Source organism: Corynebacterium ulceribovis DSM 45146 (assembly GCF_000372445.1).
GTDB lineage: Bacteria > Actinomycetota > Actinomycetes > Mycobacteriales > Mycobacteriaceae > Corynebacterium > Corynebacterium ulceribovis.
In genome coordinates, this window is the sequence record NZ_AQUY01000002.1 from 514,543 (window position 1) to 535,021 (window position 20,479).

The following is a 20,479-nucleotide window of genomic DNA, read 5'->3' on the forward strand; positions in this document are numbered from 1 at the left end:
GCGTGAAAACCGCTTGACTGTTTTGTCGAGTGAAGTAAGCTACATCACAATTACGTCAATCGGTAGTGAATTATGTAATGGCGTAACCAGTTAGGGGAGGAGAAACCGTGACCACAACAGACGCATCTATGCAGTCCGAAGGAGGTGGAGGTCATGCTTGATGGCCGACGACGCACTCTCATTGCAACACTTGTTGCAGCAGCAGCTTTTATGACCACCGGCTGTAGCGCCGGGTTCGGCAGCCGTGACGAGGATGTCCTCGTAATGTCGGACAACTATTCGCTGACCCACCCAATGGGCAAGGGCGGGACCAAGGCTTTCAAGGAAACCCTGGTGAAAGAAGGCCCGGATCACGGCTTCAAACTTGACTATTACGCCAGTGGTCAGCTCGGCAAACAGTGGGACATCCCCACCATGATTCGTACCGGAGCAGTAGACATGGGCGTAATCTCTCCGTCGTATGTCTCCTCAGAAATGCCACTATCCACCGTGGCGGATCTGCCTGGGCTGGTGGAAGACTCCTGCATCGCTGGGTATGCACTCAAAGAATTAGTCTCTGAAGGCGGCATCCTCTACGAAGAGGAGTTCAAGCCGCTCAATATTCGACCGATGTGGATTGGCATCATTCCGAAATATGAAGCCATGGCCGGCGACCGGCCAGTACGCACACCGAAAGACTTGAATGGGACCGTCTTGCGTTCTACCGGTGGCGCCCAGGACCGTATCGTCGACGCAGTACATGCAGCAGGCGTCGGTATGCCGATTGCTGATCTCTACGAAGCCATGACGCGCGGAACCGTAGAAGGAACCGTCGCAAGTCCGGTCAGTATTACGCCATACGGTTTGGAAGAAGTCATCGGGTATTCCACCTCTGGCGCCAACCTTGGCTCCTTTACAGCAATCTATGTTGTGAACGAAGACACCTGGCAAGGCCTTAGCAAAGAGCAGCAAGGCTTTATTCAAGCTCAAGCTGACATTGCCCAAGCGAATGTCTGTAAACAGCTAAACAAGTCGGTAGCGGAATCGTCCAAGAAGATGGCGGAATCCGGTGTGGAATTCATCGATGTAGAACCCCACAAGAAAGAATGGGACAACCTGCTCGAACCAACCCGGCAGGGCTGGGTCGATGACATTGAATCAACTGGTCGGCCAGCTGGCAAAGTGCTCGCAGAATTCGAGCGGGCCTTAAAAGCCAATGCTCACCACGCAGATAGTGAGGTCCAATAATGGGTAGCATTATTGTCCACCCAGGCCGACACGGCACCGGTGAGCGCACGACTTTCGGATTCATCACTGATGATTACCCGCTGCTGCATAAGCTCCAAAACGGGATCTCCGGAGTGTGTGCTGTTATTGCAGCGGTCGCAGTTGCGCTCAGCGGTATCCTCACCCTCATCGAAGTGGTGATGCGATCTTTCTTCAAAAGCCCCTTGGGCTGGAATATCGGTTTTGCCGAACGCTATTTGATGATCGCGATTGCCTTCTTCGGCGTAGTGACGGCCTACCGGACCGGCGCTCACATTGCCGTGGCTACGCTATTCGGAAAGTTTCCGCCGGTGGCACAGAAACTGCTCATTCTCATGGCCGAAGCCATTTGTGCAGTGACCTTCGCCCTGTTGATGTGGGCCGGTATTCAATCCACCAGCTTTTCCATTTCTATCAATGAACAAATCCCACCGGGGATGGCAGAGCTGGCCTGGCCAAGCTGGACTTGGCGCGTCATGGTTCCCATTGCCAGCGGGCTTGGTCTGATCGTGGTGCTCATCGACCTCTTCCGAGAGCTGACCACTTCGTGGACTGCTGCCCACACAGATTACGAACCAGGAGAGGAAAGCTGATGTTACTCGCACTGATTATTGTGCTGCTGGTCATCTTGATCATGCTTCGCGTACCGGTATCCTTCGCCATCTTTATCTCCGGCATCCTCGGTCTGCTCATCATCGGCGGAACCGAACTACTGATGCCAGTGCTGGCGACCGCGCCTGTTACAGCGGTTCGGTCTACTGCGCTGACCGCAATCCCGTTGTTCATGCTGATGGCGCAGTTCATGTTGATGTCCGGGCTGCTAGATTCACTTTTCGACGCCGCTCGCGGGATGGTGGGTCGAGTGCCAGGCGGCACTGCTGTAGCATCCGTCGGCGCTGGTACTGCTTTTGCTGCTGTGTCTGGTTCGTCCACCGCTGCTGCAGCTACCTTGGCGCAAACCTCGACAACGCGCATGATTAAAGAGGGGTACCGCAAAGATGTAGCCTCGGGTTTGGTTGCTTCCGTCGGTACCCTCGCCGCGATGATTCCACCAAGTATTATCTTGGTGTTCTACGCCATTACCGCAGAAGCCCCTGTCGGTGACGTATTGGTTGCCGGGTTCTTCCCTGGAGTCCTCATTGCTCTCGCGATGATTGTCACGATGTATTTGGGCATGCTGCGGGACCGCCAATCGATTCCAATGGGCGTGAAAACATCCGCTAAAGAAAAGTTTGCCTATCTGTGGCAAGCCTCGCCACTGATTTTAGTTTTCGCGGCAGTAGTTGGCTCCATCTTCTTCGGGGTAGCAACCCCAACTGAAGCTGCCGCACTCGGAGCTTTCGCTGCACTACTACTAGTGGTTTTCCGTGGTCGTTTCACTATTCAGGGGATGGCAGTCTGCCTGACTGAAACGGTGAAGTCCACCGCAATGATCCTTGCGATCATCATGTCGGCGCATGTGCTTGGCCATTTCCTCACCGAAACCCGCGCAGCGCCGAAACTGGTGACCGCGATTGAAGAAAGTGCAATGCCAGCGCTACTAGTGATGGCCTTGATTGCAGTGTTCTATGTCATCCTCGGCTTCTTCATGGACCAGATTGCTGTCATCGCGCTGACAGTGCCAATCGTTCTGCCGGTAGTCGAACAGCTCGGCTATGACCCAGTGTGGTTTGGCATTTTTATGGTGCTGCTCGCGGAAGTAGGAATGGTTACCCCACCAATGGGCATCAATGTATTCGTCGTATCGAAGTCCGCAAAACTTCCACCAATGACAGTATTTAAGGGCGCATTCCCTTATGTGGTGGTAATGCTGGCAATGGCTGTGCTCTTCCTGCTGTTCCCGCAAATCATCTTGTGGGTCCCAGCCTTAATGCAATAGCTCGCACCTCGCCTCAACTCCAGAACTGAATCCGCATTTCACTTCATGCCAAAGGAGCTTTTCTATGTCCACTGAAAACAACAGCCTGCTTGTCGAGCGAGACGGCAATATCGAAATCTGGACCCTAAACCTGCCCGAAATCCGCAACCCGATTTCCTCCCCAGACATTATTGACGCATTGGTCGACAACGTCGCCCGGGTAAACCAGGACTACGACGTTCGCTGCGTTATTCTCACCGGTGCTGGTTCTGCTTTCTCCGCCGGTGGCAATGTGAAGGACATGGTCGACCAAGCTGGAATGTTTGGCGGTAGTCCATACGAGCTGCGCGACGGTTACCGCAATGGCATCCAGCGCATCCCGATGGCGCTGTACCACTGCCAGGTTCCCGTTATCGCGGCAGTCAATGGACCGGCCGTTGGTGCTGGCTGCGACCTGACCTTGATGTGCGACATGCGTGTTGCATCCGAAAAGGCCTGGTTCGCTGAGAGCTTCGTCGGCCTTGGCATTATCCCGGGCGACGGTGGCGCCTGGCTTCTGACCAAAACCCTGGGTCCAGCGCGCGCTGCTGAAATGGCACTGACCGGTGACCGTGTCAAGTCTGACCAAGCATTGGAGTGGGGCCTAGTCAACCAAGTCGTCGCGCCAGAAGAACTTATCGACGCCGCGAAGAAACTCGCTGGCCGAGTGGCCAAGAACCCACCGCACTCAATTCGCATGGCCAAGCAATTATTGCGCGAATCGCAACATCAGTCGTTGGCAAGCCTGCTGGAATTGTCAGCTTCGATGCAGGCTTTGGCGCACCATACTGCGGATCACCGCGAAGCGCTCAGCGCCTTCATGGACAAGCGTCCAGGTAACTACACTGGGAAATAGCAATTAGCCCCTTGCTTGCCAATTAGCGCGGTGGCGCTTCAAAACATCAACAAGTTCATCGCGCCGGGCAGCGATTTCTGTCCCGGATCCGATGACACCCACCGCAGCGACGGCGTGCCCATTTTGCTCAACAGCAATGGACACGCCGTCAACGTTTTTCTCCGCAACTGCTGGGGAAGCGCAAATGCCGGTGGTAGCAATCTCTTCAGCGGCGTTCAAAAACTCGGTGACATAAGGTGCGTCCTCTGCCGGACGAGATTTCAGGTATGTCCACAGATCGCGCCGTTCCATATTCGCCAGCAGCACCCAGCCAGACGATGTGCGCAGGAGCGAACGAGGCAAGAAATTCTCGGTGAGATATTCGTACGTCATGCCTTCGGCGGCGTGATGGAGATAGAACACGCGGCCATCGACAGCAATGGAGAGCACCGTAATGAGCCCGGTTTCCGCGAAAATCGCATCAATTTCGGCTTGGGAGACAACATCGATGGGGCGGCGGCCTGCCATGACATTAATAAGGTACGGCGCCATACCTAGGGTGTATTTCTTAGTGCGCTCATCTAGGTATCCGGCTGCGGTGAGCCCATTGACTAGACCTTGCGTGGTGCTGAGGGGGAAATCAAGCTGATGCGCAATATCCGTGAGCGTAAGGCCATCGCGGGAGCGGGCGACCAGTTCCAAGATGGCGGCCACACGGTCGACCATGCGGTGGCGGGGGCGGGTGGGCTCAGTCATGGTGGCAAGGTTACCAGGAAAATAAGGGACTACCTGCGGTTGAACGAAGCTCTCCGCCCAGAAAACATTTCCTGGCAAAAATAATTGTTACAAAATGCCGTAACGGGTTACGTAAATGCGGATAATCGGTTACTGTGTGACTACAGTCACGACAGACAAAGAAGGCAGATACTATGACTCAGTCCGCTGACAACACAGAACTGTACGAAACACTGCAGCAACTCCGCCGCGATGTCCGTGCCTTTCTCGCCGAGAAAATCAAAGAAGGACGCATCACCCCCAGCATTGACACTTGGCTGACCAAATGGGATGAAGACTTCACCAAAGAACTAGCCGCACAGGGCTGGGTGGGCATGACCATTCCTACTGAATACGGTGGCCATGGGCGTACCTTTCTCGAACGCTTCGTCGTCACCGAAGAACTGCTCGCTGTCGGTGCGCCGGTAGCTGCGCAGTGGGTTGCCGACCGGCAGATTGCGCCATCATTGCTCGCACACGGCACCGAAGAACAGAAGAAGGAATACCTACCACGCATCGCCGCCGGTGAATCCTGCTTCGCCATTGGCATGAGCGAACCTGACTCCGGCTCCGACCTTGCCTCAGTACGTACCAAAGCAGTGCAGGTTGACGGCGGTTGGCGCGTCACCGGCACCAAAGTGTGGACCTCCGGCGCACAACACTCCGAAGCCTTCTTCTGCCTCGCGCGCACCAGCCCATTGGACACCTCCAACCGCCACGCGGGCCTGTCCCAATTCCTTCTGGACCTGCGTAGCGACGGAGTGACCATCCGTCCAATTGAATCAATGTCAGGCAGTCGACACTTCTCCGAAGTCATCCTCGACGAAGTCTTCGTCCCAGATGACATGGTATTCGGCGAAGTTGGTGCCGGTTGGAAACAAGTCAATTCCGAGCTTGCATTCGAAAGGTCTGGTCCAGAACGATTCCTGTCGTCCTTCCGGCTCTTCGCCGAAGCTGTTTCACCATCACCCGGTGGCGCAGGAATCCTCGACAAAGGCACAACCGGCCGCTACGTCGCACGCCTAGCAGCACTGCATGGCATGAGCTTCGCTGTTGCCGAAACACTGCAGTCAGGTGGACGCGCTGATATTCCAGCGTCGCTAGTCAAGGTGCTCGGTACTACCACTGAAGGCGACATTGTTGACGCAGTAGATACCGCAGTCGGCGACAACATCACCACCGACCTCACCCTGGCCACCTTGCTACGAGCCGGAGTGACCCAACGACCAGGATTCACCCTCCGCGGCGGCACGAATGAAATTCTGCGCGGAGTTATCGCACGCGGATTGGAGCTGCGCTAATGAGCATCATTGACCACGAAGACTACAAAGACCTCAAAGACTTGGCCGAAGGCATCTTCACCCAAGCTCGAGACAACGAAACCAAAACTGGCGACGTATGGGCTGAACTAACCGAACTTGGGCTAGCCCGTTTGACCGGCCCAGAATCCGTCGGCGGTTCCGAAGCTGGATGGGGCGAAGCCGCAACCCTCGCCTCTGCTGCAGCAGCTGCTGGCGTGCCAATCCCATACGTCGAAACCGACCTGCTATCCGCATGGCTGCTCGACACCGTCGGTCTGGAATCTTGCACCAATATTCGCACCGTCGCGCAGATCGATGACGACGGTTATGCACAAGCCGTCCCATGGGCAGTTCAATCCGAACGCTTCGTCCTGATTTTCGGCGATGCAGACTCCGGCTGGAAAGTGGCCAAGGTTAAGGCATCGGATGTCACTACCAGTGAGTACCCTGCTTTTGGCCGCGAACCACGTGCCAATATCACTGTCTCCGACGCTGTGATGGCGCAGCTGCGCGAACCGGGCAATGACAACGTCAAAACGCTCAGTACTGCGCAGTACCAGCAGTACCTGCTTCGCGGTGCATTGGCGCGCAGCCTCCAAGTCGTCGCGGCATTGGAAACCGCAACGGACCTGGCCAAAGAACATGTGGTCACCCGAAACCAATTTGGCCGACCATTGGCGAAATTCCAGTCCGTGCAGAACCTCATCGTCGACGCCGTTGCTGAAACGGCGTTGGCCCGCTCTGCGGTTGACCAAGCATTGCAAGACGCACTGGACACAGACCTGGCTGGCCCATTGAGCGTTTTCCGCGTTGCCGTCGCGAAATCCGTTGTTGGCCGCGCCGCATCGGTCGCTGTCCGCAACACCCACCAAGCCCTAGGCGCCATCGGCACAACCGAAGAACATTCCCTACACAAGTTCACTAACGCTGCCGAAACCTGGCGCAGCGAATACGGGGCCATCCGCAGCTGGGAATTGCTCCTTGGCCAAGCCGCCACCGCCGGTACCACCGACGACGTTTGGGCCCTAGTCGTCGAAGGCGCCCAGTTGGAAGGAGCGCTGCATTAATGACTCAGCCAGCTCTCACAGGAGTTCGCGTCATCGACATCTCGCGAGTATTAGCCGGCCCGATGTGCGGCCAAATGCTCGCTGACCACGGCGCCGATGTGTATAAAGTCGAACCCCCAACAGGCGACGAAACCCGCTACTGGGGCCCGCCATTTTTCCGTGACAACCAAAGCGCCTACTTCACGGGTCTGAACCGCAACAAAAAGAACATCAGCCTGAACCTGCGTACGGACGGCGGCCAGGAAGTTTTGCGCCGCATGCTCAAAGACGCCGACGTGCTGATTGAAAACTTCAAAGCGGGCACGCTAGCCAAATGGGGGCTTTCCGACGAGGTGATCCGCGAAGAATTCCCACAGCTCGTGCACTGCCGCATCACCGGATACGGCGTTGACGGCCCACTTGGTGGGGCGCCTGGATATGATGCCGTGATGCAGGCGTACTCGGGTCTAATGAGCATCAATGGCGAAGCAGACGGCCCAGAGATGCGGATCGGTATCCCACTGGTCGACATTGTTACCAGCCTTAATGCGATGTCCGGAATCTTGATGGCACTTCGGGCCCGCGACACCACAGGCCGAGGCCAGCTCATTGATATGGCTTTGCTGGATAATGCACTGTCGATTCTGCATCCGCATGCTTACACTTTCTTGGCCTCCGGGAATAACCCGAAGCGCACTGGCGTATCACACCCAACCATTGCCCCCTACGAAACCTTCCAGGCAGCAGATGGTCCCTTCTTCCTGGCAGTGGGCAATGACAATCAATTCCGCAAAGCCTGCGCAGTATTGGGCGCGGAAGCAGAACTATGCACACCGGAGTTTGAGACTAACCCACTGCGAGTGGAAAACAGAGCGAAGCTGCGGGCCAAACTCAGCGACATCATCGGGAAATGGAATCGTGATGAGCTAGCTGACAAAATGATCGAAGCAGGCGTGCCGGCTGGTCCAGTCAACCAAGTCAGCGACGCCTTGGCTGAACCGCAGGCTTTGCACCGCAATATGGTGGTCCGAGCAGGGGAGTACACCGGGCTTGGCTTGCCGATTAAACTGACGGACACTCCTGGTTCCGTGCGTTTCGGGCCGCGGCGTCGCGGCGAAGATAACAAGGATATTCTCGCCGAGTTTGGCTACTCCGAAGCAGAGCAGCATGACCTAGCGAACACTGGCGTTATCAGTGCGTATATGCCGGAGAATTAAGACGCGGAAGCAGCTGGGTAAGCGGCAGAACAAGTAGTTTGACGGGTGTGCCTAAGATGAGTGGTTATGAGCAACTCTTCCTTCGTCCATCTGCACAACCACACTGAATATTCCATGCTGGACGGCATGGCGAAGGTGGAGCTGCTGGCCGAAGAAGTCATCCGCCAAGGCATGCCCGCCGTCGGCATGACCGACCACGGCAATATGTTCGGCGCCGACTCCTTCTACCGCACCATGACCAAAGCCGGCGTGAAGCCCATCATCGGCATTGAGGCATACATGGCGCCGGAAAGTCGGCTGAATAAAAGCCGTGTGCGGTGGGGCACCCCGGACCAGAAGCGTGATGACGTATCGGCCTCCGGCGCATACCTGCACCAGACCATGATTGCCGAAAACGTCACCGGGCTGCGCAACCTGTTCTACCTGTCATCGATTGCCAGCTATGAAGGGCAGCTCGGTAAATGGCCACGGATGGACTCCGACCTGATTTCCGAACGCGCCGAAGGCATTATCGCCACCACCGGCTGCCCATCCGGTGACGTGCAAACCCGCCTGCGGCTCGGCCAATTCGACGAAGCGCTCAAAGCCGCCGCGAAATGGCAGGACATTTACGGCAAGGACAATTTCTTCCTGGAACTGATGGACCACGGCATTGAAATCGAACGCCGGGTGCGCACCGAACTGCTGGAAATTGGCCGGAAGCTGAAGCTGCCACCGGTAGTAACCAATGACTGCCACTACGTCACCCGGGAACAAGCCCCTGCCCACGAAGCAATGTTGTGTGTGCAAACCGGCTCCACGCTGGACGAACGCACCATTGATGAAGGCGGTACCCGGTTTGCCTTCAGTGGTGATGGCTACTACATCAAGTCGGCCGCTGAAATGCGCGACATGTGGGATCACACCGTCCCTGGTGCCTGCGATAACACGCTGCTGATTGCCGAGCGGGTCGGTGACTACAGCGAAGTGTGGGAAGAACACCCACACGACCGAATGCCGCTGTTTGACGTGCCGGAAGGCCACACCCCAACGTCTTGGCTGACTGAGGAAGTCATGCGCGGGCTGAAGGACCGCTTCCCGGATTCGGACGTGCCGGCTGAGTATATTCAGCGGGCGAATTACGAAATTGAAGTCATTGACATGAAGGGCTACCCGTCCTACTTCCTCATCGTCGCTGACTTGATTAAGCATGCCCGTTCCGTTGGCATCAAAGTTGGGCCGGGCCGTGGTTCGGCTGCAGGTGCATTGGTTGCGTACGCATTGACGATTACCAACATTGACCCGATTGAACATGGTCTGCTGTTTGAACGTTTCTTGAACCCGGAACGTCCGTCCGCGCCCGATATTGATATTGACTTCGATGACCGTCGCCGCGGTGAAATGATTCAATATGCCGCCGATAAATGGGGCGAGGACAAAATCGCTCAGGTGATTACTTTCGGTACCGTCAAAACGAAACAGGCACTGAAAGATGCCGCCCGTGCGCACCACGGTTCGGCTGGGTTCCAAATCGCCGACCGGATTACCAAGGAATTGCCAGACCCAATTATGGCGAAGGATATTCCACTATCCGGCATTATGGACGAAAAGCACCCACGCTATGGCGAAGCGGCGGCAGTTCGTGAACTGATTAATAGCGACCCGGATATTAAAAAGATTTACGAAACCGCCCGCGGCCTTGAAGGCGTGGTTCGTCAGCCGGGTGTGCACGCATGTGCGGTGATTATGTCCCGCGTGCCGTTGCTGGACACCATCCCAATGTGGAAGCGTGCCCAGGACGGCGCGATTATTACCGGGTGGGACTACCCAGCATGTGAGGCCATTGGCCTGCTGAAGATGGACTTTTTGGGGCTGCGTAACCTCACCGTCATTGGTGACGCCCTCGAAAACATTAAGTCCAACCAGGGCATTGACCTGGACCTTGAGGGCTTATCGACGGAAGACGACCCGACCTACGAGCTATTGGCACGCGGTGACACCTTGGGCGTGTTCCAGCTGGACTCCGGCGGTATGCGCGAACTGCTAAAACGCATGAAACCCACCGGTTTTAACGACATTGTCGCCGCGTTGGCGCTCTACCGACCGGGCCCAATGGGTGTGAAAGCGCACTGGTCTTATGCCGACCGTAAGAACGGCAAGCAGGAGATCACCCCAATTCACCCAGAGCTAGAAGAGCCGCTGCGCGAAATTCTGGACGAAACTTATGGCCTGATTGTGTATCAGGAGCAGATTATGAAGATTTCGCAGAAAGTGGCGAACTACACTGCCGGCCAAGCAGACGGTTTCCGTAAAGCCATGGGTAAGAAGAAACCGGAAGTGCTGGAGAAGGAGTTCATTAACTTCGAAGGCGGCATGAAAGCCAATGGTTATTCCGCCGAAGCCATTAAAGTGCTCTGGGATACCATTTTGCCATTCGCCGGTTATGCGTTTAACAAGTCGCACGCCGCAGGCTACGGGCTGGTGTCTTTCTGGACGGCGTACCTGAAAGCGAACTACACCTCCGAATATATGGCGGCGCTGCTGACGTCGGTGGCAGATAATAAGGACAAGTCTGCGATTTACCTCTCCGACTGTCGTCACTTGGGTATTTCGGTGCTGCCACCAGATGTCAATGAATCGGCATTGAACTACCAATCCGTCGGCGACAATATTCGCGTTGGCATGGGTGCGGTGCGCAATGTCGGTGTTGATGTCGTCAATAGCATTATTAAATCCCGCCGGGAAAAAGGTGCGTTTACGTCCTTTTCCGATTACCTCGACAAAATCGACACGGTGCCATGCTCCAAGCGAGTCACTGAATCGCTGATTAAAGCCGGTGCTTTCGACTCCCTCGGCCACCCACGTAAAGGCCTAGTCCTCGTCCACGAAGATGCCATCGACGCCGCACTGCCAACGAAGAAAGCCGCGGACAAGGGTCAATTCGACCTCTTTGCTGGCTTCGGCGGTGACGACGATGACAATGACTCCGCCTCGGTGTTCCACATCAACGTTCCCGACGAGCATTGGGAACGCAAATACCAACTGGCGTTGGAAAAAGAAATGCTCGGCCTCTACGTCTCCGGCCACCCATTGGACGGCTTCGACGAAGCGCTAAACGCACAGACCTCGACATCCATCGCGACGGTGCTGTCGGAAGAAATGCCCGATAAATCCGAGGCCACCATCGGCGGCATTATTACTGGTGTGCAGCGCCGCACGAATAAACAAGGCGAGTACTGGGCGATTGTCACCGTGGAAGACCACATTGGTGCGTCGGTGGAAGTGCTGGTTTTTGCCCGTTCCTACGCGGCGCTGCAAACGCTGTTGGTCGAAGACACGATTGTGCTGATGAAGGTGCGCATCACCTACCGCGAAATGGGCATGTCCGTCATGTGTGACGATGCCCGCATCCCAGACTTGGGACGCAACGGTGCATCCGGCCCACCGCTTCGGTTGACGCTGCGCGCGGACCAGTGCACGGCTGCTACCGTCGCAAAGCTCAAAGAAGTGCTGGTGGACAACCCAGGCGAATCGGATGTGTACCTCAACCTCACCGAAGGCGATGAATCCACGTTGCTGATTCTCGGGGAGCACCTGCGGGTGGAACGATCCCCCGCACTCATGGGTGATTTGGTGGCCTCGCTTGGCCCGAACGTAGTGGGGTAGCGAGTTGGTGACTAAGCTAACACCATGCAGAAAACTCCCGCAGACTCGACGACAAGCAATGCAGTAACACCAGTTCAGGTGCGCGCTGCAGATATTCAAGCCGCACAGGTACGAATTTCGTCGATTATTGCGGGCACCCCGCTGCAGTACTGCTCCCGGCTGTCAGACGAAACCGGGGCGAAAGTCTTCCTCAAACGCGAAGACCTGCAGGACGTGCGCTCCTACAAAATCCGCGGCGCCTACAACGCAATGGTGCAGCTCACCGACGCCGAACGTGCCGCCGGTGTCGTCGCCGCCTCCGCAGGTAACCACGCCCAAGGTGTGGCCTACGCCTGCCGGAAACTTGGGGTGAAAGGCCGCATCTATGTGCCAACCCAAACTCCGAAGCAAAAACGCGACCGCATCAGCTACCACGGTGGCGACGCCGTCGACCTGGTCGTAGTGGGCAATAGTTTCGACGAAGCGGCCGAAGCTGCCCGCAATGACGCCCGCGATACCGGCGCCACCCTCATTGAGCCTTTTGACGCTTTCAACACCATCGCAGGCCAAGGCACTGTCGCCGCGGAAATCGTGGCGCAGCTCGGAAGCCAAGGGCTCCAAGCTGACACCGTGGTCGTACCCGTCGGCGGCGGCGGACTGCTCGCCGGCATCACCGCGTATCTGGCTGACCTAGCGCCAACCACCGCAATCGTGGCCGTCGAACCGAAGGGTGCCCAATGCTTGCGCGCCGCCCTCGATGCCGATGAACCAGTGACGCTGCCGCACACTGATCCGTTTGTTGACGGCGCCGCCGTTGCCCGACTCGGCGACCTGCCGTACACGATTGTCGACGCTAACCGCTCCCGGATCCACTGCATCGCTGCAGACGAAGGCGCTGTTTCCGTCGAAATGCTCAACCTGTACCAAGACGAAGGCATCATTGCCGAACCTGCTGGCGCCCTGTCGGTGGCAGGCCTGCAGCAACTGTCGATTCGGCCTGGGGAAGTGGTGGTGTGTGTCATTTCCGGCGGTAACAACGACGTGCTGCGCTACGCCGAAATCACCGAACGATCCTTGGTATACCGCGGCCTGAAGCACTACTTCCTGGTGAGCTTCCCGCAGAAACCAGGGCAGCTGCGGATGTTCCTGTCCGACGTTCTTGGCCCAGACGATGACATTTCCCAGTTCGAGTACCTCAAGCGCAATAACCGCGAAACTGGCACCGCGCTGGTCGGTATTGAGCTGCGCCGCGCCAGCGACCTGGAAGCGCTGATGGAACGGATGGCGGCGTCCCCGCTGGACTGCAAGCGACTGGAACCAGGCACCCCAGAATATGAATTCATGACCTAACCCAGCCCACGCCAGCCCAGCCCACGCCGCGCCGGAAACTATGCCGGGGTAACGTGGCAGACTATGGGATCAACTACCGCGGCCATCCCAGCCACCGGTCATCCGCGCCGCTGGCTAGGACTAGGCTTCCTCTCCACCGCACTGGTCATGCTCGCCATCGACATGACCGTGCTGAACGTCGCTGTCCCGGCAGTGACCGCAGACCTGAACCCAACAGGCGCGGAAATGCTGTGGATGGTCGACATTTACGCACTGGCCATCGCCGGGCTGCTCATCACCTTCGGCACCCTCGGCGACCACATTGGCCGCAAACGTCTGCTGCTGTCCGGCCTGCTGGCGTTCGCCGCCGCATCGGCACTATGCGCCTTCGCCGACCACGCCCAACTGCTGATTCTCGGCCGCGCCATCCAAGGCATCGCCGGCGCCACCCTCATGCCATCGACCCTGTCGATTATCCGCACCATGTTCCCCGACGCCGCCGAACGTGCCCGCGCGGTGTCCATCTGGATCGGTACCTACGGCCTCGGCGCCGCAGCTGGCCCAGTTGTAGGCGGTTGGCTACTCGAACACTTCCACTGGGGGTCAGTGTTCCTCATCAACGTCCCGATCGCGCTTATCGTGTTCCTCGGCGGCCTTGTCACCCTGCCGGAATCGCGCAGCCATAAACCTGGCGCCTTCGACATCGCCGGGGCAGTGCTATCCATCATCGCGATGCTCACATTCGTCGGCGCCATCAAGGTCGTCATCTCCGGCAACTACTTCGCCGCCGTCGGACTCGCAGCGCTGTGCGTCATCGCCGCGCTCGGCTTCATTATTCGGATGCGCACCGCCGACAATCCCCTCATTGACCTGCGCCTCTTCGAATCGACGGCCTATAACTCCGCAGTGCTCATTAACCTGCTCAGCTCGCTGCTATACGTCGGTCTGCTGTTCCTGCTCATGCAGTACCTGCAGGTGGTCATCGGCAAAACGCCGCTCGAAGCGGGCATCATGCTGGTCCCAGCGTTCGTCCTCGGTTTCCTCACCACCATCGTGGTCGGCGAACTACTCCGTTTCGTCTCCGCCCGCCCGGTTCTCATTTCGGCGCTGGTGGTCTCCGGTATCGGTTTTGCCGGGCTTGCCGCCAACGTCCAGGGGCTGCTGTCACTGTCAGCTACGCTCACCGCGGTCGGCGGCTGCACTTTGATGTCCATGTCCGCCGGCGCGATGGACCCCGTCACAAACAACATTATTTTGAACGCCGCCCCACCTGAGCACGCCGGCGCGGCCTCCGCGATTTCCGAAACCGGCTACGAGCTCGGGGGCGCGCTAGGCACCGCTGTCCTCGGGTCCATCATGGTGGGTGTCTACTCGCATGGCATCCGCGCGTTGACCCCGTCCGATTATGGCCTCACCGAGTCCCAGCTCACGCACGCTGCTGATTCAATTTCGGCAGCCCACAACGTCGCTAAGCCCATAAATCCGGACTTTATTGCGGCGGCCGACCTTGCCTTCGACACCGGCATGGCGGCGGCGCTGTGGGCCGGGGCAGCGCTGTGTGCTGCGGCAACGGTCGCGGCGTGGGTGAGTCTGCCCCGCACAACCACCTAGCATTAAGCTGATTATCAGCATTGTCCGCTGACCCCAACCCCAAGGAGCATCGCACCATGTCCTTCGACCACGCCGCCATGCAATGGTGGCTGACCGATACCGAGCGTGAACTGCGCGGACGTCTCGCCGGCAGCGACGCCGACAAGGCTGCACTGCTCGCCTTCGCCGGTATTCCGATGGACGAAGTGGAACGCATCGACAGCTTCCTCGGCCATGCGATGCGCAGCAGCGACAACCCCGCCTCCTACCTCGAATCGAACTCCGCCATCCTGGTGACCTCCCTGGCCGGCCGCGCCGCACGCCTAGCTAAACCCGAGGACCTGTGGCACGACTGGTGGGCGGGAATGGGCCTGCCGGTCAACGATGCCGTCGCGCAGCGCCTACCTGCCCTCGCCAACGCCGCACTGGACACCGTCGGCCTGGCCACCGCCGAAATCCTCGGCTTCGACACCGTCACCGCCGACACGGACCTCGCCGACGCGCAGGACACTATGGGCACGGTGCTGCTGCTCCACGCCGGCGTGCAACTGTCGGTGATGCCGCTGCTGATGGCCGCGCTTGATGACGATATCGCCGCCGGAAATGTCGTAGATTCCGACGCTCTGCGCGCCGAATTCGAAGCCGACGAAGCAGGCGACACCCCGAAAGCGCTGCGGGAACTAGCCGGACGGGCACCTGGCCGCGCGCTGCAACTCATCGACGCAACCGCTGCGTTCATGGCCGCTACCCACGCCGACCCAGTGCACTGGGAATCCAGCGAAGCCTACACCCCGGAACGCTTCGGCCTGCCGACCGCACTCTACGACGCTGCCCGCGAAGAATTACGGGCCCGACCAGCAGGCACCCCGGACCGTCGCGGCGCGATCGGTATCGGCAGCCGCTCCGGCCGCCCACAGCTCTACCTAGACGATGAACTGGGCGTGTGCGTGCAGCTGCCGCGACTGGCACCGAATAAGGACCAGTGGCGCATCACCTTCGGCGGTACTGTGGTCACCGCGTTCCGTTCGCACCCGTCGCAGCCACGCACGTTGGTGCCGATTACGGAAGCAACCCGCGAAGTGCTCGTGGAGAATGCGGACTCGTCGTGGCGACTGCCGGTTATTGACTCGACCGACCCGCTGCTGGTGTTTGCGCGTGATGGCCAGGCAATTAATGACAAGGTATCGCTGCATGCAACCAGCGCGAATGTCGTCTACCCGATGGACACACAGCTGCGCGACGCCATCGCCGGTACCGATGCAGTCCTTGCCGGGCCTGCGGAAAAACTGCCGTGGCCACTGTGGCGCCGCGCCGAGCTGGATTTGACGCAGATGGTATCGCTGCAGGCCACCCGCCCTGGTGTCGATGGCACGATTCGGTCGGTTAGCCCGCTGCGCAAGGTGACCTTCTGGTACGACAACGCGCCGCTGCCGGGTGCAGCGAGCCCGCACAACTGGCCGGTGCAGGTTGCCGGCCCGAAGGCGGTGTTCCCGCCGTCGCTGTCCGGCCGTGATGAACTGTGGCATCTGAATGTGGCGCCGTTTACGGAATATGGCGACTTTAGCCAGGATGCGCTGCTGGTGTACGAGCTGGTGGTGCCGGCTGCTGGTGGCCAGGTGGATTTGCTCACCGACGACGATTACCCGTGGATCGGCGAGTTCGTGGTGCGTCTGATTAACCCGCGCGGTTTTTCCACCGACACGTACTTTGCGCTGGCTGAGGGCGCGCATGTGGAAGCTGCTGGTCCTGGCGCAGAGCTGCGCGCCCCGGATGCGGGCGGGCTCAGCCCGGTGACGGTGCCGGTGGTGCACAGCGGCAAGGAGTTCTACAGTGAACCGGCGATGCTGCGACTGGGCGCGGCAGATGTGTCCGGCGAGGTGTCATTGTCGACGGATGAGGGCGCGGAAATGACAGTGACGTTCACGCCGCCACGCCTGCAGTTCACCTTGCCGATGGTAGACCGCGGCGCGTTGACCTGCGATCATACTCAGGTTTTGCCGCGGGTACGGCTGGATGTGTCGGGCGAGTTCGTGATTTTGTCGCCGATTCCGCTGCGACACCAGCGCTTGTTGGTCACGGCGGGGGAGAAGGAACTCGGGGAGGTGCCGCTGAAGGGCAACCGGGCATCGTTGCCGCTGCGGATGCAGGACGTCATTGGCAGCGACGATGAGGTCCGCATCAGCTTCGAGTTCTCCCGCCCCGGCGCCCGCCGCCAGGAAGTGGAGTTGGTGCGTGCCCGACCAGGCGCATTGGCCACCGGCGCCAGCCGCGACGGCAATTGGGTGCTTTTTGACGTTCCGTTCCGCGACTCGAGCCAGGAATTGGCTGCGTTTATGTGGAATGCGGCGCGTCCTGGTCACGACGCGGTGCGCGTAGAAATTGAATCTGGGGAAGAGGGCCATTACGCGGCGATTCCGGAAGAGTTCGGGGATAGCCCGCTGGTTGTGCAGCCATTCTTGGCGCGTAACCGGGCGCTGCCACCTGCGTGGCCATCTGACTCCGCGCTAGTAGTCCCGGCTGCTGCGGATGCTGCTGTTGGTGCTGACGCGGAAACTGGCGTCGATGCTGCAGCGGCGCTGCCTAATGACCTGGAGAATTTGCCAGGGTTGTGGCGTCTGGCTGGTGCACTGCGCGACTCTAAAGCCGCCCCAATTGTCGAAGCGATCGACATTGATATGCAGTCTCTGGTGCCGTTGTTGTCAGAGAACCCGCGTGCTGGTCTGGCAGCATTGGCAACCGCGGCGCTTCCAGTGGGCGCGCAGCCTGGCCTGTTGATCACTGCTGGTCTGGCAACCAAGAACTTCGCAGAAGCGGCTGCAGATCCAGCCGAAACTGACACCGCCGAGCCAATTGCAATGCCTCGCCGAGTGCCGTGGCTTGCCGCTCTTGCAGATCTCGCCGCGCTGCCAGCAGTTGCTGAGCAGGCAGAGGCGAATTTCCCGCTAGCTGATCCCGCCGAACCAGCTGAATCTGCTGAATCTGCTGAACCAGTTCAACCAGCTGGCTCAGCTGACCCATCCGAAGCGGTCACCACAGCAGAGCCAGCAGAGTCTGCGGAAGCGAAGGCACACCGCGAACTACTCAGCGTGCTGCAAGCCAACGCCGGCGACACTCTGCTTAAGGTGCTGGCTACCGGTAAAGATGCCACGCTTTCGTCAGCAAGCATCGATCGCACGTCGGTCATGCTCACACAGCTGCCTGCTGAGCAACAGCGCATGCTGATGGCGCAGATTTTTGACCAGCACCGCATGGTGCCGGGGCCGCTGACGGATACCGATGCGCGGATTTCGGCGATTCACCAGGTGGTGACGCAGCGCGACACTATCGTCGATGCGCAGATTATGGCGGAGCTCGCGGGTATTTCCCGGTCGCTATTCGGCATGGTTGGCAACGCGTCGTCGCCGCTGCGGAAGGCCGTTAACGTGCGCTTCCACAAGCTGGACGGTATTGACGCCACCGACCTGTCGCTCGTGTGGACGCTGGTTCCAGCAACATCGCTGCTGGTTGCGGTGGCAGCGCGGGCCGTGGCGCATGGTCTGATGCCCGAGCCGGACGTGCTGGATAAGGTGCGACCACTGTGGGCACAGCTTGCTGACGTCGCGCCGCTGCTGGTGATGAGTGACCTGCTGGTCGCCGACGCGATGGTGATTCACGCCACCCACGGCGACCTGACGCTGGACTAAACCTAGTCCGCGCCGATTACTGCGCAGCCCCACGGCTGCAACACCACAGTGTCGGCGCGCAGGTCCACCGCGGAGTCCTCGAAGCACCAGTGCACCTTCCGCACGCCATTCGAGTTCGCCGCAACCCCGTCTAGTGGCACGGTCACTGGTTGGTCAGAAAAGTTCGCGGCCAGGGACAATGCGGCGCCGGATGCCCCGCGGTCCATACGCAGCCACTTGGCGGATTCGTCGAACTGCACCCGCATTCCGGCCACCCACGGGTTCGACAAAACGCCACCGGTTCGACGCAGCGCAATCAGCTCCCGATAAGCCTGCAGAATCCGCTGGTGGTCACTATCGCCGACCTCATCCCACTTCAGTTTGGAGGCGGTGAAGGTTTCCTCGGCAGCTGGGTCTGGAATGTCGTCTGGGTTCCAACCACTGCGGGCGAATTCGCGCATCCGGCCCTCGCGGGTCAGACGCAGCAGCTCCTCGTCCTCGTGGGAGCAGAAGAACGCAAACGGTGTCGACGCGCCCCATTCTTCACCCTGGAACAGCATTGGCGTGTACGGCGAGCACAGAATGACGGCGGCTTTGAGCACCTGCTGCGCTGGCGTGAGGTTCATCGACGGCCGGTCGCCGGAAGCGCGGTTACCGACCTGGTCATGCGTGGTGGTGTAAGTGACAAAAGCACTGGCCGGCTGCATATCGGTGTGCACCGGTCGGCCGTGGCGACGCCCGCGGAAGGACGAGTAGCGCCCGTCATGCCAGAATACGCGCTGCAAGGCGGTGGCGAGCACTTCCAGTGAGCCGAAATCCGCGTAGTAGGCATGGTTTTCACCGGATACTGCGCAGTGCAGCGCGTGGTGAATGTCGTCATCCCACTGTGCGGCCAAGCCGTAGCCGCCGCCGGAACGAGCTCGCACCAGCCGTGGGTCGTTCTGGTCTGATTCGGCAATGAGGCTGCGGGGCGCGCCGGTTTCTGCCGCTACCGCCTCGGCAACGTGCTGCATCTGCTCCAAGATGTGGTACGCCCCAGTGTCGTGCAGCGCATGCACGGCGTCGAGACGCAGCGCGTCAATTCGGTAGTCCGCCAACCACATTCGCACGGCGTCGAGGATGTAGGCGCGGACATTGTCCGACCCAGCGTCATTGAGGTTGACGATTTCACCCCAGCCGGTGTTACCACCAGAGGTGTACGGGCCGAACATGCCAACATAGTTGCCATCTGGCCCGAAATGGTTGAACACCACATCGAGAACAACGGCCAATCCACGGGCATGGCATGCGTCAATAAGCTCAACTAACCCATCCGGCCCACCGTACTGTTCGTGCACGGCGTGCCAACTGACGCCGTCATACCCCCAGTTCCGCGTGCCGCCGAAGGGTTGCACGGGCATCAATTCGACGTGGGTGACGCCAAGGTCAACGAGGTGGTCGAGCTTATCGATGACACCGGCGAAGGTGCCGTCCTCCGCGAAGGTGCCCACGTGCAGTTCGTAAATGACGGCGCCGTCGATTGGGCGGCCGGTCCATGGCGCAGACCAGTTGAATTCCTGCGGGTCTACGACCTGCGAAAAGCCGTGCGGTCCGTCGGGTTGGCGGCGCGACCGAGGATCCGGCAGGGGCTTGGACCACAGCTCGGTGTTGTCTGGGGTGGGGCTATCGTGGTTGTCGCCGGTGGTTGGTTGCAGCGAGTAGGCGTAGCGGTCGCCGGAGAACATGCGGCGGTTGGATTCCCACCACCCGTCACCAACTTCGTGCAGGTCAGTGGTCTCGGTGCTGTGGCTGTGGACGGAACTGTCGGGGGATGCTTGCTGTAGATGGAGGCGGACCGCCCCGGCGCGGGGTGCCCACACGCGGTAGGTCGGCAGCGGATGAGTCGACGAAACAGCAGGGGGGAAAGTCATGATTCCAGGGTAGGCGAATGTGGCGACGTGGGGGAGGGCAACCGCGGCT

Annotated in this window: 13 protein-coding genes; 11 read left to right on the forward strand and 2 right to left on the reverse strand. The window is 59.2% G+C overall.

Annotated elements, in window-relative coordinates; genetic code table 11:
* Positions 1-153 precede the first annotated feature (153 nt).
* The 4 genes from A3EC_RS0107950 to A3EC_RS0107965 all read left to right on the forward strand — a co-directional run bounded on the left by A3EC_RS0107950 (position 154) and on the right by A3EC_RS0107965 (position 3,998).
* Positions 154-1,227 carry a TRAP transporter substrate-binding protein gene (locus tag A3EC_RS0107950; RefSeq protein ID WP_018024654.1) on the forward strand — a complete coding sequence of 358 codons (1,074 nt, stop codon included), beginning with the start codon at positions 154-156 and terminating at the stop codon, positions 1,225-1,227.
* On the forward strand, positions 1,227-1,838 hold the full coding sequence (locus A3EC_RS0107955) for a TRAP transporter small permease (RefSeq protein ID WP_018024655.1): 612 nt from the start codon (positions 1,227-1,229) through the stop codon (positions 1,836-1,838). Before A3EC_RS0107950 ends, A3EC_RS0107955 begins: the two co-directional genes overlap by 1 nt.
* Positions 1,838-3,124, forward strand: coding sequence for a TRAP transporter large permease (locus A3EC_RS0107960; protein ID WP_018024656.1), 1,287 nt, complete (start codon positions 1,838-1,840; stop codon positions 3,122-3,124). The genes A3EC_RS0107955 and A3EC_RS0107960 overlap by 1 nt, the downstream gene beginning before the upstream one ends.
* A gap of 64 nt (positions 3,125-3,188) precedes the next feature.
* Positions 3,189-3,998, forward strand: a complete 810-nt coding sequence (locus tag A3EC_RS0107965) for a crotonase/enoyl-CoA hydratase family protein (protein WP_018024657.1) — start codon at positions 3,189-3,191, stop codon at positions 3,996-3,998.
* A 3-nt stretch (positions 3,999-4,001) separates the two neighbouring features.
* Here A3EC_RS0107965 and A3EC_RS0107970 read toward each other — a convergent pair whose 3' ends face one another.
* On the reverse strand, positions 4,002-4,733 hold the full coding sequence (locus tag A3EC_RS0107970) for an IclR family transcriptional regulator (protein WP_018024658.1): 732 nt from the start codon (positions 4,731-4,733) through the stop codon (positions 4,002-4,004).
* A gap of 173 nt (positions 4,734-4,906) precedes the next feature.
* Here A3EC_RS0107970 and A3EC_RS0107975 point away from each other — a divergent pair, with 173 nt between their 5' ends.
* The 7 genes from A3EC_RS0107975 (at position 4,907) to A3EC_RS0108005 (ending at position 18,541) form a co-directional block, all read left to right on the forward strand.
* A complete protein-coding gene (locus A3EC_RS0107975; protein ID WP_018024659.1) occupies positions 4,907-6,052 on the forward strand; it encodes an acyl-CoA dehydrogenase family protein in 1,146 nt (381 codons plus the stop codon).
* Positions 6,052-7,119, forward strand: coding sequence for an acyl-CoA dehydrogenase family protein (locus tag A3EC_RS11820; protein WP_018024660.1), 1,068 nt, complete (start codon positions 6,052-6,054; stop codon positions 7,117-7,119). Before A3EC_RS0107975 ends, A3EC_RS11820 begins: the two co-directional genes overlap by 1 nt.
* Entirely contained in the window at positions 7,119-8,315 is a 1,197-nt protein-coding gene (locus A3EC_RS11825; RefSeq protein ID WP_018024661.1) for a CaiB/BaiF CoA transferase family protein, read from the forward strand. The genes A3EC_RS11820 and A3EC_RS11825 overlap by 1 nt, the downstream gene beginning before the upstream one ends.
* 66 nt (positions 8,316-8,381) lie before the next feature.
* Positions 8,382-11,960, forward strand: a complete 3,579-nt coding sequence (dnaE, locus tag A3EC_RS0107990; RefSeq protein WP_018024662.1) for a DNA polymerase III subunit alpha — start codon at positions 8,382-8,384, stop codon at positions 11,958-11,960.
* Positions 11,961-11,984: 24 nt separating this feature from the next.
* The gene (gene ilvA, locus A3EC_RS0107995; protein WP_051061030.1) at positions 11,985-13,289 is read left to right on the forward strand and encodes a threonine ammonia-lyase IlvA; all 1,305 of its coding nucleotides are present in this window, start codon (positions 11,985-11,987) and stop codon (positions 13,287-13,289) included.
* 63 nt (positions 13,290-13,352) lie between these two features.
* Positions 13,353-14,879 (forward strand): MFS transporter, encoded by a 1,527-nt coding sequence (locus A3EC_RS0108000; RefSeq protein WP_018024664.1) that lies wholly within the window; start codon positions 13,353-13,355, stop codon positions 14,877-14,879.
* A 56-nt stretch (positions 14,880-14,935) separates the two neighbouring features.
* Positions 14,936-18,541 carry a hypothetical protein gene (locus A3EC_RS0108005; RefSeq protein ID WP_018024665.1) on the forward strand — a complete coding sequence of 1,202 codons (3,606 nt, stop codon included), beginning with the start codon at positions 14,936-14,938 and terminating at the stop codon, positions 18,539-18,541.
* 2 nt (positions 18,542-18,543) lie between these two features.
* Here A3EC_RS0108005 and treZ read toward each other — a convergent pair whose 3' ends face one another.
* Positions 18,544-20,430 carry a malto-oligosyltrehalose trehalohydrolase gene (gene treZ / locus A3EC_RS0108010; protein WP_018024666.1) on the reverse strand — a complete coding sequence of 629 codons (1,887 nt, stop codon included), beginning with the start codon at positions 20,428-20,430 and terminating at the stop codon, positions 18,544-18,546.
* Positions 20,431-20,479: the final 49 nt, after the last annotated feature.